15 protein-coding genes and 1 pseudogene are annotated in these 14,276 nt (G+C 60.6%); 10 read left to right on the forward strand and 6 right to left on the reverse strand.

Going from position 1 to position 14,276, the window contains the following annotated elements; all coding sequences use genetic code 11:
• Positions 1-31: 31 nt before the first annotated feature.
• On the reverse strand, positions 32-298 hold the full coding sequence (locus tag C8N34_RS26055; protein WP_146177486.1) for a hypothetical protein: 267 nt from the start codon (positions 296-298) through the stop codon (positions 32-34).
• Between C8N34_RS26055 and C8N34_RS22810 the strand changes: the two genes are divergently transcribed.
• The 4 genes from C8N34_RS22810 to C8N34_RS22825 are packed head-to-tail and all read left to right on the forward strand — an operon-like array spanning position 285 to position 2,303.
• Entirely contained in the window at positions 285-929 is a 645-nt protein-coding gene (locus C8N34_RS22810) for an antitoxin of toxin-antitoxin stability system (protein ID WP_108130625.1), read from the forward strand. The genes C8N34_RS26055 and C8N34_RS22810 overlap by 14 nt on opposite strands.
• A gap of 57 nt (positions 930-986) precedes the next feature.
• Positions 987-1,388 carry an MbcA/ParS/Xre antitoxin family protein gene (locus C8N34_RS22815; RefSeq protein ID WP_108130645.1) on the forward strand — a complete coding sequence of 134 codons (402 nt, stop codon included), beginning with the start codon at positions 987-989 and terminating at the stop codon, positions 1,386-1,388.
• Positions 1,385-2,086 (forward strand): RES family NAD+ phosphorylase, encoded by a 702-nt coding sequence (locus tag C8N34_RS22820; protein WP_108130626.1) that lies wholly within the window; start codon positions 1,385-1,387, stop codon positions 2,084-2,086. Before C8N34_RS22815 ends, C8N34_RS22820 begins: the two co-directional genes overlap by 4 nt.
• Before the next feature lie 37 nt (positions 2,087-2,123).
• Positions 2,124-2,303 carry a type II toxin -antitoxin system TacA 1-like antitoxin gene (locus C8N34_RS22825; RefSeq protein WP_108130627.1) on the forward strand — a complete coding sequence of 60 codons (180 nt, stop codon included), beginning with the start codon at positions 2,124-2,126 and terminating at the stop codon, positions 2,301-2,303.
• A gap of 3 nt (positions 2,304-2,306) precedes the next feature.
• Here the strand turns inward: C8N34_RS22825 and C8N34_RS22830 are convergent, their stop codons facing one another.
• Positions 2,307-2,648, reverse strand: coding sequence for a hypothetical protein (locus tag C8N34_RS22830; protein WP_242013895.1), 342 nt, complete (start codon positions 2,646-2,648; stop codon positions 2,307-2,309).
• Between the two features lie 226 nt (positions 2,649-2,874).
• On the reverse strand, positions 2,875-3,123 hold the full coding sequence (locus C8N34_RS26060; protein ID WP_145693833.1) for a hypothetical protein: 249 nt from the start codon (positions 3,121-3,123) through the stop codon (positions 2,875-2,877).
• Positions 3,124-3,279: 156 nt separating this feature from the next.
• On the opposite strand from C8N34_RS26060, the gene C8N34_RS22835 reads away from it, so the two are divergent.
• Both C8N34_RS22835 and C8N34_RS22840 read left to right on the forward strand, forming a co-directional pair.
• Positions 3,280-3,885, forward strand: coding sequence for a YqiA/YcfP family alpha/beta fold hydrolase (locus C8N34_RS22835; protein WP_108130628.1), 606 nt, complete (start codon positions 3,280-3,282; stop codon positions 3,883-3,885).
• A 49-nt stretch (positions 3,886-3,934) separates the two neighbouring features.
• Entirely contained in the window at positions 3,935-4,324 is a 390-nt protein-coding gene (locus tag C8N34_RS22840; protein ID WP_108130629.1) for a hypothetical protein, read from the forward strand.
• Positions 4,325-4,525: 201 nt separating this feature from the next.
• On the opposite strand, the gene C8N34_RS22845 is transcribed toward C8N34_RS22840, so the two are convergent.
• Positions 4,526-6,142, reverse strand: coding sequence for an ISL3 family transposase (locus C8N34_RS22845; protein ID WP_422387681.1), 1,617 nt, complete (start codon positions 6,140-6,142; stop codon positions 4,526-4,528).
• A gap of 84 nt (positions 6,143-6,226) precedes the next feature.
• Positions 6,227-7,306, reverse strand: a pseudogene (locus C8N34_RS22850) (DUF4158 domain-containing protein); the annotation flags it as partial.
• Between the two features lie 124 nt (positions 7,307-7,430).
• Here C8N34_RS22850 and C8N34_RS22855 point away from each other — a divergent pair.
• Entirely contained in the window at positions 7,431-7,982 is a 552-nt protein-coding gene (locus C8N34_RS22855; RefSeq protein WP_108130631.1) for a recombinase family protein, read from the forward strand.
• A gap of 480 nt (positions 7,983-8,462) precedes the next feature.
• On the opposite strand, the gene C8N34_RS22860 is transcribed toward C8N34_RS22855, so the two are convergent.
• A complete protein-coding gene (locus C8N34_RS22860) occupies positions 8,463-9,089 on the reverse strand; it encodes a TetR/AcrR family transcriptional regulator (protein WP_078543000.1) in 627 nt (208 codons plus the stop codon).
• 259 nt (positions 9,090-9,348) lie between these two features.
• Here C8N34_RS22860 and C8N34_RS22865 point away from each other — a divergent pair, with 259 nt between their 5' ends.
• From C8N34_RS22865 to C8N34_RS22875, 3 genes are read left to right on the forward strand one after another with little or no spacing between them, the layout of a single operon-like run.
• Positions 9,349-10,416 carry an HlyD family secretion protein gene (locus C8N34_RS22865; protein ID WP_035745651.1) on the forward strand — a complete coding sequence of 356 codons (1,068 nt, stop codon included), beginning with the start codon at positions 9,349-9,351 and terminating at the stop codon, positions 10,414-10,416.
• Positions 10,413-13,151 (forward strand): ribosome-associated ATPase/putative transporter RbbA, encoded by a 2,739-nt coding sequence (gene rbbA / locus C8N34_RS22870; protein WP_035745650.1) that lies wholly within the window; start codon positions 10,413-10,415, stop codon positions 13,149-13,151. The genes C8N34_RS22865 and rbbA overlap by 4 nt, the downstream gene beginning before the upstream one ends.
• Positions 13,152-13,158: 7 nt before the next feature.
• The gene (locus C8N34_RS22875; RefSeq protein WP_050527161.1) at positions 13,159-14,271 is read left to right on the forward strand and encodes an ABC transporter permease; all 1,113 of its coding nucleotides are present in this window, start codon (positions 13,159-13,161) and stop codon (positions 14,269-14,271) included.
• The last annotated feature ends 5 nt before the right edge of the window (positions 14,272-14,276 follow it).

A 14,276-nucleotide genomic window follows, 5' to 3' on the forward strand; every position in this document is an offset into this window, starting at 1 on the left:
GGGTCAAATCCAGCCGATACCGACCAGACGATCAGCTGCTGGCCTTCCTCGAGTCGCTCTGAATATGCCGAATGACCGCATGGCCAAGGCCAACGTTCTCAAGCCGGGGCACTGGCCATGCGGCATAATCCCGATCCCGGCATAATATGCCCTGACCTGCTCCCGGCCGCGCCTCGACGCCTTCGGCGGTGGCGCGCATGTCATCGACCTCGGCGCGCGCAAATCCATCGGCTGGACCAGCAGCCAGCAATGGCTGGCCGCCGCGCTGAACGGGGAGGACGTCGATGCCTGAAGTCATCTGCACCACCGTCTACCAGTTCCCCGAACTCTCGGATGCCGCCAAGGAAAAGGCGCGCAGCTGGTATCGCGAACTCGGCCCCCACGACGACTGGTGGGATGCGGTCTATGACGATTTCGAGCGGGTCTGCGACATCCTCGGCATCCGTCTGAAGACCACCCCCGTCCGCCTGATGGGCGGCGGGACGAGGGCCAAGCCCAGCATCTGGTTCTCGGGCTTCTGGAGCCAGGGCGACGGGGCTTGCTTCGAAAGCTACTGGTCCCACGCCAAGGGCGCGGCCGCGCGCATCCGGGACTACGCGCCCACGGACGCGACGCTGCACGGCATCGCCGACCGGCTGCAGGCCATCCAGCGGCGGAACTTCTACCAGCTCGCTGCCGAGGTCAGCCATCGTGGCTGCTACTACCACGAATACACCATGTCGGTGGACGTCACGCGGGACAGCCCGACCTGGCAGCCGCCGACCGAAGACGCCGAGGAGATCGTGACCGAGGCGCTGCGTGATCTGGCCCGCTGGCTCTACCGCCAGCTTCAGGCTGAATACGACCACTTGACCTCGGACGAGGCCATCGAGGAGGGGATCATCTTCAACGAGTACACCTTCACCGAAGCTGGGCGACGGTTCGGGTGAGAGCGCGGGTGGTTCATTTGATCTTTACAAGCGGTCCATATGAACTATGTTGGAGCCATGGAGGACGCCATGTACGTTGCTGAGAAAATCCGGGAACCTGCACAGGTTAACGCCGTCGCGTTGAGAGCTTACGCCCGCGTGGCCGATGCCTGGGGCCTCAACCTGAACGAAGCGGCTAGCCTTGCCGACATGACGGTGAGCACGTGGAAGCGTGCCAAGAAGCCGGATTTCGCGGGGGAGCTGACCAAGGATCAACTGCTGCGGCTCAGTGCGGTGATCGGCATCTACAAGTCGCTCGAGCTCTACTTCTCCGAGCCGCTCGCGCGAAGCTGGTTCACCCGACCGAACAACGGCCCGCTGTTCGGGGGCCGCCGACCGGTTGACACCGCCATCGACGGGGGCTTGCCGCAGATCCTCGCGGTGCGGACCTATCTCGATGCGTTGCGTGGTGGGGCATGAAGCAGACCGAGGTTTCCGATCGTGGTCTCGTTCGTCTCCTGCCCGCCACCTACCACAAGCCACCGTCCTTGCGGGGTCTCGTCGATACCGATGACGAGATGGAGATTCTGGCGGAGATCGAGGGCCTGACCAGCGGCCGTCTTCTGGCGGAACGTGGCCGCAACCCGCATCTGGACCCGCGCGAGCTGGCCTGGCAGCGCCGAAGCCGAGATTTGCGCATCTATGGCGACAGTCATGTCAACGCGGCCTTCACCTATACCCGCGCCGGCGGAAACCGCTTCAACACCGAGGAGCGCGGCGCGTGGTATTGCGCATGGGATGTGATGGTGTCCGTCAGCGAAGTGGCCTGGCACCGCACCCGTGAACTCGGCTTTACCGGCAGCTTCCATGACAGCGCTCGCTATGTGGAACTTCTGGCGGATTTCATCGGGATCTTCGATGATCTGACCGATGAGCCGGAACACCCAGCGCTGCATCCCGATCCGGCTGTCGGCTATCCCGAGGGCCAGAGCCTCGCCCAACATCTCCGTCGAGCGGGATCCCGCGGTCTGATCTACCCTTCGGTCCGTGCTCCTGCACAGGGCGGGAATTGCCTCGTCTGCTTCGAGCCCCACGCCATCCAGAACGTCCGGCCGGGCGCATCCTGGGATCTTGTTTGGGATGGGACGCCGCACTACTCGGTTACGGCTGTTGCTTGACCGGTCAGATTCCGGGCGCCCTTGGAGGGCCTGAGAAATGAAAGCACCTGGCAGCAACAACCCCGACATCACAAACTTGAAGCCACGCGACTATCAGGCGTTCTTCGAGGATTTGGCTTCGCCGGCCTCACCGTCCGAGGCGTTGCGTGCTGCTTTTCGTCGACGGAAAGACTTCCCTGTTGGTCTTTTCGGTATCGAGCAAGCCGACGACTCGTAGTAGTCATCTGTTCCCGTCGATCCACTTCGACATCAGCCCCTTGTCGCGGAAGCATTCGTCCGGGACGGCGCGCCGTTTGATCCGGGCGAGTTTCTCCGCGAAGGCCACCTGCTTTGACGTAGGCAGCCGGTCCATTTCGGATACCGGCTTCAGCTGGGCCTGCGCCTCGATCCAGGCGCTCAGCGACCGGCGATCCTGCTGGACCTCCCAGGGCAAGAGGGTCTGATTGCGCAGGGCGAGCGAGCGCGCGTAGGCGATCTGCTTGGGTGTTGCGGGTACCCGGCAGATGCTGTTCCCGTGCTGGTTGGCCACTACAAGATGCAACCGCCCCGACGCCTGGACCATGCGAAGGCAGGTTGTCTCGATTATCCATCCGCCCCTTGCGTCTATCAGTGGCGTGGTGAAGGTGTTCTTAAACCAAGCAATATTGTTGCAGCAGACTGAAGTTCTGCAAATCGATCTTGCATCACCGTGACCCGCGTTTGCACCATGCTCGCATCGGTAATGCGAACGGGGGCCGCGTTGGCGGAAAGTCAAACTAATGATGCAAGTAGCCCTCGGATTTTCCATGCTACGAAATCGATGGCCGAGCGAAAATTCTGACCTTTTTCTTGACGATATCAACGTCGAAGCGCGTGATGGAATAGGGATGCTCGTCAAAGGTCATCTCATATTGCCCATCGTTCATGAGCTCGAGAAAACTTCTTAGGCAAACATCACGGTCGCGGATTTTTGCACTGTCTTGCAGTGTCACTGATGCTCTGAAGCTACGAGTGGGATCTGTGGCCTCTGGCAGCTCAAGATACTCAGGTCGCTTCATGCAATGCTCCAGCAAAGGGCTTGACGCTTGTGATCCTCAGGATGGCTGCGCCTACTTTCCCGTGCAAGCGGTTATGTCGACCGACGATAGGGCATCTGTCTGTCCGCTTTTGACGCGCGCCCATGAGACCTAATTCTGGTGAACAGGAGATCGCGTATGAATCCTCAGTCAAATATTTTGGGCGAGCATCAAGAGACCAAAATTTTCTACTGCCATGGTTGGGGGTCGCACTTCGACCCCACCAAGGGGAAAATCCGTAGTCTGGCCAGGATGGGCCACGTTTCCGGCATTACAGTCGATTATACCCTGCATCCGCAAACAGTCTTTGAAGACTATACGAGAGTCTTGAAGCAGCGCCCCCAAGCGTTGATCGTCGGAACAAGTCTGGGTGGCTTTTACGCAGCTTGGCTGGGTGCGGAACTTGGCCTTCCGTTCATTGCGATCAACCCGGCCGTAGAACCGAGCAAAACTCTGCGCGCCTACCTTGGTCGCGGTGTCAACCATGTCGGAGAGCATTTTGAACTGACAGAAAGCTGCGTGCTGGCCTACGAGGCGCTCAGCTTTCGCCTCGATGGATGTGGTACAATTTCCGTCGACTTGGGCGATGAAATCCTGGACGCACAGGCAACGCTTAATCTTGTCAATGGCCGTCTCCCTGTGGTCGCTTTCGAAGGTGGATCCCACCGGTTCGACCACATGGAAGACCTGATCGAGAGGCGACCAGATCTGTTTAACCCCCAGCGAACATCCAAGAACACTTAGTTCCAGATTGCGGCGCAAACCTGAAAACGCAGCAACGCAAGGGATCACAATGGCTGAAGAACTTGAAACTATTGACGGAATTGCGCGGCGTCTGAACCGAGACGTGTATTATCTTGCCCTCTTTGACGATGCGGGTGACTATCGCGATATCTACACGGATATCTCCGAAGCCACAGAATGGCTTGATGCTCATCAGATCGGCTGGAAACTCTGCTCTGGATTTAGCAAAGACACCGTTTGGCTTGAAGGTGGTCCAGGCTGCATCTTTCTAGATATTCACCCTGAGACGGCCACGGAAGCGATGCACCGGGTCGAAGCTCATTTCATGAATGCTGATGGCAACCCAGCCGTCCCAGGGTTTGCGCCAGCTGTGCTACGCATCGATGATGCGCGACAGTTTGCCTATAGGGACGATCCAGACTACTGGGAAAGATTCTAGGACTATGCCGACGAAACCGGCACCGTGCGTCAAGCGGATCGGCTTGTGCGCGCCTAAGAGAAGGAGCCCCGGTTGCTTGGAACCGTCGACCAAATAGCACGGCGAATGCGACCACGCGTCGGCGGATCAGCCAACGCATCTCATATTTAGGGGCAAGATAAATCAAAAAACGCGCCGCGTCTCGGATTTAAGGGCTCTGCCTCAATCTGTGTGGCGGAACGGTAGCATTCTCGCCCGCAACAATTCTGGACCAGCTCGACCGTACATGGCGCGTTTGAGCGTCTTCAGGCGATTGACCTGACCTTCTGCTTGGCCGTTGCTCCATGGCATCTCGATGGCGTTTTTGACTGCATCGAAGTCCCGGTTCAATGTGCGGGCAAAGCGCACGATGGGCGCCAGATCGGTTTCGATCGCGTTGTCGATCCATGCTGGGAGCGGGTCTGCTTGGCGGCTGCGCAGGATACCGTTGAACCGCATGGCGAGACTTCGCATCGTTGCGAAGGCGGGAGAACCGGCCTTGAGCGCGTCGACTTTCCGCGCCTGATCCGGGGTGAGCTTTCCGCGGGGTTTGATGCACAGCGCGGCCGCGATGACCGGGGAAATCGCGTGCCCCGTTTCCGGGTCCCGGATTGGCTTAAGGATTTTGTGCTCTACCTTGGGGCGGCTCCCTTGCTGTTCCGCTCTTCGCCAACCCGCCAACAGACGCTGCAAATGCGATTGGCTTCCCTCGTAGCCACGTTCTTGGATCAAACGAAACAGGGCGCTGCCAGTTCGAGTGCCCTCCTTCCAGCTTTGGCTCAGGAACTCTTCAAAGTACCATGGCGATGTCGGCTTCAAAGCGGCCCGCCTGCGGTCCGGTGGTGTCTCGAACTGCAACCACTTCGCGATGCTACGACGCGGGAACCCTGTTCGCCGCCCGATCTCGCTGCAGGAAAGCCCCTGATTTCGGAGCGCATGGATGGTGGCGAAAATCTCTTCCCGAGAAGTCCTGTGCGCAAGGCGTGACTTCAGAAGGCTGCCGGCGGCGGCTAAGTTGTCGGCGTCGGACAGCAGCGCCCTGCCGGTCGCACGGCCGTGAAGGTTCATTTGCTCCTCGATGGCCTGCCGCAGGTTTTGCACGATATGGAACCGGTCAGCGACCTGCTTCGCCTGCGGTGCGCCTTGCCGTGCAGCCTGGGCGTAGAGCCCACACCGATCTCTGCTGATCACTTCAACCTCGGGGTGTCGCTTCAGCCAGTTGGTGCAGGTGACGACATCTCGATCTTCGAGAATGTCGATGACCACGCGACGCTCCAAATCGACAATGATCGTGCCGTAGGTCTGCGACTTCCGCCAGCTCCAGTCGTCGATCCCAATGACCGTTGGCGACTCTGCGGCGCCGTGAGCACACCTCTTCAGCTGCCTGAGCACCGTGTCATCGCTGAGCCCAAGGCCCAAACGGTGCAAGAGCCGCTCGGCAGGCCGCCCGCCGGCCGCATGCCCAAGATGGCTGACAATCTCCCCGACACGCGAAGTACGACGTGCAAATGGATGCGCAATCGAGGCGATCTGGTCTGAGAAAGTCCGGCGTGGGCAAGCAGACGCCTGACATCGCCTACGGCAAATCGCTAGATCAACCGTTACCTCGCCTCCATGCGCGGGATAATCCTGCAGCCGCCGACGCCGCCAGCCGTGACGTCGGCGTGAATGCAATCCACAGTCTGGGCAAATGCCGTTGGGCGCCAAGACACCGAATACAATCCACCCGCCGCTTTCACTTCGCTCAACGCTTTGAACGGCAACATCGCTCCCGGGCGACCAGTGCTTCTTCGAACTCACAACTATCCCTCCTGACATTTCCCAGTTTCAGGATAGTTGCGCCACACAAAGTGAGGCAGAGCCGATTAAAGGGCAACGCGACACCAGGGAATTCCAGCCACAGGACGCGTCGACCGCGCCAGCCATGGCCATGTCATCGCCTTTCGCCAGCAATAACGTCGCACCCAGAGTTTCGAACCCGGCCAATGTGGCCGCGACATCCGCCTGGGCCTCTGCAACCCGTGCGTCGCAGATCTTCTTTGCATCACGCCAAACAGCTCCGACAATACGATCATGGGTCTCGACCACGGCGTCGGCGATCGCAGCCATCCATTCAACAACGCAGACAGCCAGGATGGCCAGTCGGCGTGCGCTCGTGATGTCCTGAAGGCCATCGGTGAAATACCGTTCACCCTGACGGCGAAGCCGCGTGACCCGGTGCGCAGGAATGTCGGCAAGCACGTCTGGCAACAGTTCGATCCCTTGCAGGAATTCAAGCCTGTCGAGCAGGCGATTGGCATCGGCGGAGTTCTTGCCGATCTCAAATTGCCGGAGCCAGACGAACCGGCTGGTGCGCCCATCCACCTTTTCGGCAAGCAGGCCGTTAAGGCGCATCCGCATTGTGCTGTCGAGGCGTGCGGCAATGCGGGCGTCGATTCTGCGCTCAGCCGCGACAAGCGCATCGGCGCAGCATCGCTCGATCGTGGCCGTGCTGGGTAAAATGATCATCCGCCGCCGGCATTCCTCGACAAACCCGCGCACCAAGCTTTCGCTGTTGACGGCAACCTCCGCTTCGCGGTCCAGCCAGGCGCGCATTTGCTTTGCGCGCTTACCCTTGAACATCACATACCCATAGATATTGCGCAGGGAGCCAAGATGTTCGCGCCGCGTTTTCTCGCGGATGGCATATCGCAGAAGATCATCAGGCTGCAGCCCCAGTTGCGCCGCCAGAAACCGGGATATTTCTTCCGGAATTACCTCACCCGGCCTGAGCAAGCGCCCGGGAAATCGAAACCCGCAAAGCTGAAGCGCAAAGCCGATCTGGTTCTCAGGGCGCCGGCGAGATCTAATATGGGCGATGTCGTCGTCATCCAGAATATAGTGCCGCAGCAGCGATGCTTCATCTGTGGGCAAGGCAAAGAGGTTTGCGCGCTGGCGCTCGGTCAAAACCGCTCGGTGAGCCATTGGCAGGTACTTTCATCTTCTGGGGCGTCGCGGAAAGTAGACATGGTGAGACCATTCGCTTGCCATGTCTTTTTCAATGTCTCAATATGGAAGTCGCGCAACCACTTAATCTAATCGAGACCCAATGGCCAAAGTCGGATACGCGCGCGTCAGTTCAGTAGGGCAATCTTTGGACGTGCAGCGAGAAAAGCTGGGTGATTGCGACAAACTGTTCGAGGAGAAGCGCAGTGGGACCACCGATGCTCGCCCCCAGCTCAAGCAGTGCCTCGACTATGTCCGCGATGGCGACCAGCTGATCGTCACCCGCATTGACCGTCTCGCTCGATCCACGCTCCATCTCTGCCAGATCGCCGAGACCCTAAGCGAGAAAGGCGTCGATCTGGTCGTCCTGGATCAGAACATCGACACGTCCGACGCGACTGGTCGCCTGTTGTTCAACATGCTCGGCGCCATCGGCCAGTTCGAGACCGAAATTCGAGCCGAACGCCAGATGGATGGGATCAAGAAAGCCAAGGACCGCGGGGTACAGTTCGGAAAACGGCCCGCTCTAAACGACGATCAGATCGCGGACCTGCGCGAAAAACGAAAACAGGGCGCCCTGATCAGAGAACTCATGACCGAATACCGCCTCTCAAAGGCAACGATCTACCGATATCTCGCCGAAAACGGCGCCTAACCGCAGTTTTGGAACCCGCAACCAACCTTAGCGCCCTATCTCACACTCTACCGGAATCGACCCCTAGGTCGCAATAGCTTGCAACCCTGTGCGGGATCAGGGACGAACGAGTTGATTTCATTGCCTGTCTTCCGATAGTCGCGGGGCGGCTGAGCTAGCGGAAGTATCGGCGCAACGGAAGAGCGTCGCTGCATCTTCTGATTGCGGGTTCAGTGAGAGCAATCAGGCTCTAGCGTAGTGCTGCGTCGTTGCAGATCGTACTCTGTCGTAGAATATCGTGCAAAATCGTAGAAATGGTTGCGGGGGCGCGCTACCTACGAGACCGACACTCGATCCAAGCGGCCATCTGACCGACCGTATATAGCCGCCTGAAAGCACCTGAGGCGTCCGATCAATCGTGTTGAAATCTCCGCACGAAACGCGGAAATCCCAACATGACTTATACAGGATCGCAGTTGGCAAGCTGACTTAGATAGTGGTCTAGATGGGACGCCAGCCGAATACCCCATCTGAACAACCAGGCAGCATTGCGTTCATCAGGGCGGTTTGCAGCATCTGTCGCTGATCCGCCTCGGGGATAGCCAGCAAATCCGCAGGCCCGAAAATCGCACGATGGGTCACGAAACCGCTGAGAAGGCTAAGCGCGAAATGCGCCCGTCCCGGATCCGCATGGCCAAACGCCCTGCTTAGAGGCAGGGCTAGTGACGTGCCAAAGAATTGCGCAATGATCGCCCGCGCCTCGCTGCAGAGGCTGGACTGTGTCAGTAAATGAAGCGGCCTGACATCTTCTACCTTGCGCGGATCACGCAGGAAGGCCAGATCGCAGATCCGGTTGATCATGGTCGCGCCATCGGGGTCCCCTGCGGCGATGTCATCGAGGGGCGCAAGCGCCAGCAAGGCCTGACGGAATATCTCGGCCTTCGACCCGAAGGCGCGATGGACATAGGCCACATCGACCCCAGCCGCGGCGGCGATGTCGCGCAGGCTGGTGTCGGAATAGGGCATCCGCGCGAAAAGCAGCATCGCCGATGCAAGAATGCGTTCTTTCCCGGTTGCCTGCCCCGGCATGCGGTCGGTCGAGTTGGCTGAGTTGAGCGTCCTTGGCATGGGTGGCTTGTGTTCGTCCGGTGGCTTCGACGCGAAGAAACTGAAAATGCTGCCCCGGAGCAGAGGTGCGGCAAGGTGCAGCCCACACCGGGTCGTGTTGTTTAGCTGGTTTTTCAACAGCAAACAACCAGCAGCCGCTTTTGCGCGACAATACAGGTTTTCACCCTGTCATTGAGCGTTGACAACAGGGGAGCGTAGGGCGAAAACCGCATCGGGACATGCGCGAAGCATCCATCAGCACAGCAATCAGAGGCAGATCATGGCAAAGCCCGGCAGAAACACCATTATTCTGGGCGGCCTGGCCGTTGTCGCCGTGCTTGGCTGGCTGGCCTGGGACCGGCTGCAACCCGCCGGTCTGCCGGCGGGTTTTGCCAGCGCCAATGGCCGGATCGAGGCGACCGAGGTGGATATCGCGGCGCTCACCGGCGGCCGAATCGCCGAAATCACCGCTGCCGAAGGTGACATGGTCAGCGCAGGCGATGTGCTGGTGCAGATGGACGTGGTGCAGCTGAACGCACAAAAACGTCAGGCCGAAGCGCAGCTTGCCCGCGCCGAAATCGGCGTCGAGACAGCAAGGGCGCTGGTCGCTCAGGCCGAGGCACAAGAGCGCGCGGCCCGGGCCGCGGTTGATCAGGCAGGCTCGGTTGCCGATGCCGCGTCGCGCAGGCTTGAACGCTCTGAGCAGCTTGCAAAGACCAGTGCGATCTCGCAGCAGGTGCTGGATGATGACCGCGCCCGGGACGCCCAGGCCCGCGCCGGTGTGGCCTCGGCCGAAGCCAGCCATGCGGCAGCGCTGGCAGGGGTCAGCAGCGCGCAGGCGCAGGTGGTCGATGCAAGTGCGGCCGTCGAGGCGGCAAAGGCGTCGATTGATGCGATCCAGGCCTCTCTGGACGACGCCACGCTGAAAGCGCCGCGCACGGGCCGGATCCAGTATCGCATCGCACAAGAGGGCGAGATTGTCGGCTCTGGCGGGCGGATCCTCAGCCTTGTCGATCTGGGCGATGTCTATATGACGGTTTTTCTGCCGACATCGCAGGTCGGCCGGGTGCAGGTCGGATCAGAGGTGCGCCTTGTCATGGATGCGGCGCGGGAATTCGTGATCCCGGCCACGGTTTCCTATGTTGCCGATGTGGCGCAGTTCACGCCAAAGACGGTCGAGACCGCCGATGAGCGCGAAAAGCTGATGTTCCGCGTCCGTGCCCGCATCGACCCCGAGCTGCTGTCGCGGCATATCGAATATGTCAAAACCGGCCTGCCGGGCATGGCCTATCTGCGGCTTGATCCGGATGCCGCCTGGCCTGACTTTCTTTCCAATGTCGTGAAATGACCGGCTCAGTTGCCGGGGTCTCCGGCCTGACGCTGCGCTATGGCAAGGTCACGGCGCTTGACAATGTGACGCTGGAGATCCCTGAGGGGCGCATGGTCGGGCTGATCGGGCCAGACGGGGTCGGAAAGTCCAGCCTTCTGTCGCTGCTGGCCGGGGCACGTGTGATCCAGCAGGGCAAGGTCGAGGTTCTGGGCGGCGATATGCGCGATGTGGCGCATCGCAACCGCGTCTGCCCCCGCACCGCCTATATGCCGCAGGGTCTGGGCAAGAACCTCTACCCGACGCTTTCGGTCGAAGAGAACCTTGATTTCTTCGGCTCGCTTTTCGGTCATGACAAGGCCGAACGCGAGCGGCGGATCACCGATCTGCTGGCTGCGACCGGCATGACGCCGTTCCGGTCGCGCCCGGCGTCAAAGCTGTCGGGCGGCATGAAGCAAAAGCTGGGTCTGTGCTGCGCGCTGATCCATGATCCCGATTTCCTGATTCTTGACGAGCCGACCACCGGCGTCGATCCGCTGTCGCGCCGCCAGTTCTGGGATCTGATCGACCGCATCCGCGCGACACGGCCGGGGATGAGCGTGATCACCGCCACCGCCTATATGGAAGAGGCCGCGCGCTTCGACTGGCTGGTTGCGATGAATGCGGGCCGGGTGCTGGCCACCGGCACCACCAGCGATCTGCTGTCGCGGACCGGGGCCGACACGCTTGATGCAGCCTTCATCGCGCTTTTGCCCGAAGAAGACCGGGGCGAAGACAGTGCCGTGGTGATCCCGCCGCGGACCACCGATGACAGCGATATCGCCATCGAGGCCGAGGGGCTGACGCAGCGCTTTGGCGATTTCGTGGCGGTCGACAATGTTTCCTTCCGCATCCCCAGGGGTGAGATTTTCGGCTTTCTGGGTTCGAACGGCTGCGGCAAGACGACGACGATGAAGATGCTCACCGGGCTTCTGGAGCCGAGTGAGGGCCGGGCAAAGCTTTTCGGCCATGAGGTCGATGCAAGCGATCTGTCGGTGCGCCGCCGGGTCGGGTTCATGTCGCAGGCCTTCTCGCTCTATTCCGAGCTGACGGTGCGTCAGAACCTTGATCTGCACGCGCGGCTTTTCGATATGGCGGCCGAGAAGATCCCCGCCAGGGTTGACGAGATGATCGCCCGGTTCGATCTGGGCGACGTGACCGACAGCCTGCCCGAGGCGTTGCCGCTGGGTATCCGCCAGCGGCTTTCGCTGGCGGTGGCGATGATCCATGCGCCCGAGATCCTGATCCTTGACGAGCCGACCTCGGGGGTGGACCCGGTGGCGCGCAACGGCTTCTGGCGTATTCTGGCGGAACTTTCGCGCAAGGATGGCGTGACGATCTTTGTCTCGACCCATTTCATGAACGAGGCGGAATGGTGCGACCGCATCAGCCTGATGCATGCGGGCAAGGTGCTGGTCTCGGACACCGCCGAGGGGATCACGAAAGCCAAAGGTTGCGCCACGCTGGAAGACGCGTTCATCGCCTATCTTGAAGAGGCGATTGGCGAGACGGCACCCGCCCCCGCCGCTGCGCCCGAGGCCGCGCCCGAGGCCCCCGCAGCCGGGGTGACCCATCACGCGCAGCAATCCGGCTTCAGCCTGCGGCGACTGCTTAGCTATTCGCAGCTGGAAAGCCTGCAATTGCAGCGCGATCCGATCCGGCTGACCATGGCGTTGGTCGGCAGCCTTCTTCTGATGATCGTGGTGGGGCTGGGCATCAACATGGATGTCGAGGATCTGACCTTCGCCGCCCTTGACCGCGACCAGACCACCACCAGCCGCAATTATATCGCCGATATTGCGGGATCGCGCTATTTCATCGAACAGCCGGCCCTGACAAGTTACGACGAGATCGACGCAAGAATGCGCTCGGGCGAGCTGGCGCTGGCGATCGAGATCCCGCCCGGCTTTGCCGCCGATATCGCGGCAGGCAGGGATGTGCAGGTCGGGGCCTGGTTCGACGGCGCCAACCCCAGCCGCGCCAATACGGTGCAGGGCTATGTGCAGGGCATGCATGCCGACTGGATCACACGTCAGGCGCGTCAGCTTTACGGTGACAAGGCGAGCGGCGGCAGTTTCGAACTGGTGACCCGATACCGCTACAACCCCGACGTGCGCAGCCTGAATGCGATGGTCCCGGCGATCATCCCGCTGCTTTTGCTGATGATCCCGGCGATCCTGACCACGCTTTCGGTCGCGCGTGAACGCGAACTGGGCTCGATCATCAATTTCTACGTCACGCCGGTGACGCGGCTGGAATTTCTGCTTGGCAAACAGCTGCCCTATATCGCGCTGGCCATGCTGAATTTCTTCCTGATGATGGCCATGGCGGTCACATTCTTCGCAGTGCCCTTCAACGGCAGTTTTCTGGGCTTTACCCTTTCGGCGCTGATCTATGTCACCGCGACCACGGCGCTTGGTTTTCTGGTGTCGGTCTTCATCGCAAGTCAGGTCGCGGCGCTGTTCGCGACCGCCATGCTGACGATGATCCCGGCGGTCAGCTATTCGGGTTTGATCTACCCGGTCTCTTCGCTGTCGGGTTTTGGCCGGGTTCTGGGCGAGATCTACCCCTCGACCTGGTTTATCACCGCCGCGCGGGGGGCTTTCTCCAAGGCCTTCGGAATGGCGGAACTGGCCGGGCCGATGCTGGCCATGGGCATCGCCATTCCGGTGATTATCGGGCTGGCGGCGGCCTTCCTGGAAAAACAGGCGAAGTGAGGGGCGGATGAACCTGCGCAACACCTTCAATCTGGGCGTCAAGGAATTGCGCGGGCTCTGGCGCGATCCGGTGATGCTGGTGCTGATCGTCTATTCCTTTTCGCTCTCGATCTGGACCTCTGCGAACGTCTCGCCCGAGGCGCTGACGAATGCCGCGATCTCGATCGTGGATGAGGATCAGTCGCATCTCTCCGCCCGCATCACCTCGGCCTTTTATCCGCCCTATTTTGTCGAGCCGCAGATGACCACGACGGCCGAGATGGATCGGCGGATGGATCAGGGGCTGGATACTTTTGCGCTGAACATCCCACCGGATTTCGCGCGCGATGTGCTGGCCGGAAAAAACCCGGCGATCCAGCTGAATATCGACGCGACAAGGATGAGCCAGGCCTTCACCGGCGGCGGCTATATCCAGCAGATCGTGTCCTCCGAGGTTTCGGAATATGTGGCGGGCTACCGGGCCGAGACCGCGCTGCCGGTCGATCTGGCGCTCCGCGCGCGGTATAATCCCTCGCTGGATCCGAAGTGGTTCGGCGCGATTTCCGCCGTGATCCGGTCGATCACCATGCTGTCGCTGGTGCTGACCGGCGCGGCGCTGATCCGCGAAAAGGAACATGGCACGGTCGAGCACCTGCTGGTCATGCCCGTCACCCCGACCGAGATCATGTTTTCCAAGATCTGGTCGATGGGGCTGGTGGTGCTGCTGGGGTCGATCTTTTCGCTAAGTGTTGTGGTGCAGGCGCTGATGGCGGTTCCGGTGCAGGGCTCGGTCGTGCTGTTTCTTGCGGGCGCGGTGCTGATGGTTTTCGCCATGACGGGGCTTGGAATTTTCCTTGCCACCATCGCCGGGTCGATGCCGCAATTCGCGCTTTTGCTGATGATGGCGCTTTTGCCGCTGCAGGTGCTGTCAGGCGCGATGACGCCGCGGGAATCCATGCCAGAGATCATCCAGACCATCATGCTTGCAGCCCCCAACACGCATTTCATCATCCTCTCGCAGGGCATCTTGTTCCGAGGTGCGGGGCTTGACGTGGTCTGGCCCCAGTTCGCGGCGCTGGCGGCGATCGGGGTGGCGCTGTTCTGGCTGGCACTGATACGATTCAAGAAATTCCTGCGGTAAGGCAT

Origin of the sequence: Gemmobacter caeni (assembly GCF_003054195.1) — a bacterium.
GTDB lineage: Bacteria > Pseudomonadota > Alphaproteobacteria > Rhodobacterales > Rhodobacteraceae > Gemmobacter > Gemmobacter caeni.

Coding starts and splice junctions, on each gene's coding strand:
- C8N34_RS22825 (WP_108130627.1), top strand. CDS start 2,124: ATGAAAGCACCTGGCAGCAACAACCCCGACATCACAAACTTGAAGCCA.
- C8N34_RS26060 (WP_145693833.1), bottom strand. CDS start 3,123: ATGAAGCGACCTGAGTATCTTGAGCTGCCAGAGGCCACAGATCCCACT.
- C8N34_RS22835 (WP_108130628.1), top strand. CDS start 3,280: ATGAATCCTCAGTCAAATATTTTGGGCGAGCATCAAGAGACCAAAATT.
- C8N34_RS26055 (WP_146177486.1), bottom strand. CDS start 298: ATGACTTCAGGCATCGACGTCCTCCCCGTTCAGCGCGGCGGCCAGCCA.
- C8N34_RS22820 (WP_108130626.1), top strand. CDS start 1,385: ATGAAGCAGACCGAGGTTTCCGATCGTGGTCTCGTTCGTCTCCTGCCC.
- rbbA (WP_035745650.1), top strand. CDS start 10,413: ATGACCGGCTCAGTTGCCGGGGTCTCCGGCCTGACGCTGCGCTATGGC.
- C8N34_RS22855 (WP_108130631.1), top strand. CDS start 7,431: ATGGCCAAAGTCGGATACGCGCGCGTCAGTTCAGTAGGGCAATCTTTG.
- C8N34_RS22810 (WP_108130625.1), top strand. CDS start 285: ATGCCTGAAGTCATCTGCACCACCGTCTACCAGTTCCCCGAACTCTCG.
- C8N34_RS22815 (WP_108130645.1), top strand. CDS start 987: ATGGAGGACGCCATGTACGTTGCTGAGAAAATCCGGGAACCTGCACAG.
- C8N34_RS22830 (WP_242013895.1), bottom strand. CDS start 2,648: ATGGTCCAGGCGTCGGGGCGGTTGCATCTTGTAGTGGCCAACCAGCAC.
- C8N34_RS22860 (WP_078543000.1), bottom strand. CDS start 9,089: ATGCCAAGGACGCTCAACTCAGCCAACTCGACCGACCGCATGCCGGGG.
- C8N34_RS22865 (WP_035745651.1), top strand. CDS start 9,349: ATGGCAAAGCCCGGCAGAAACACCATTATTCTGGGCGGCCTGGCCGTT.
- C8N34_RS22840 (WP_108130629.1), top strand. CDS start 3,935: ATGGCTGAAGAACTTGAAACTATTGACGGAATTGCGCGGCGTCTGAAC.
- C8N34_RS22875 (WP_050527161.1), top strand. CDS start 13,159: ATGAACCTGCGCAACACCTTCAATCTGGGCGTCAAGGAATTGCGCGGG.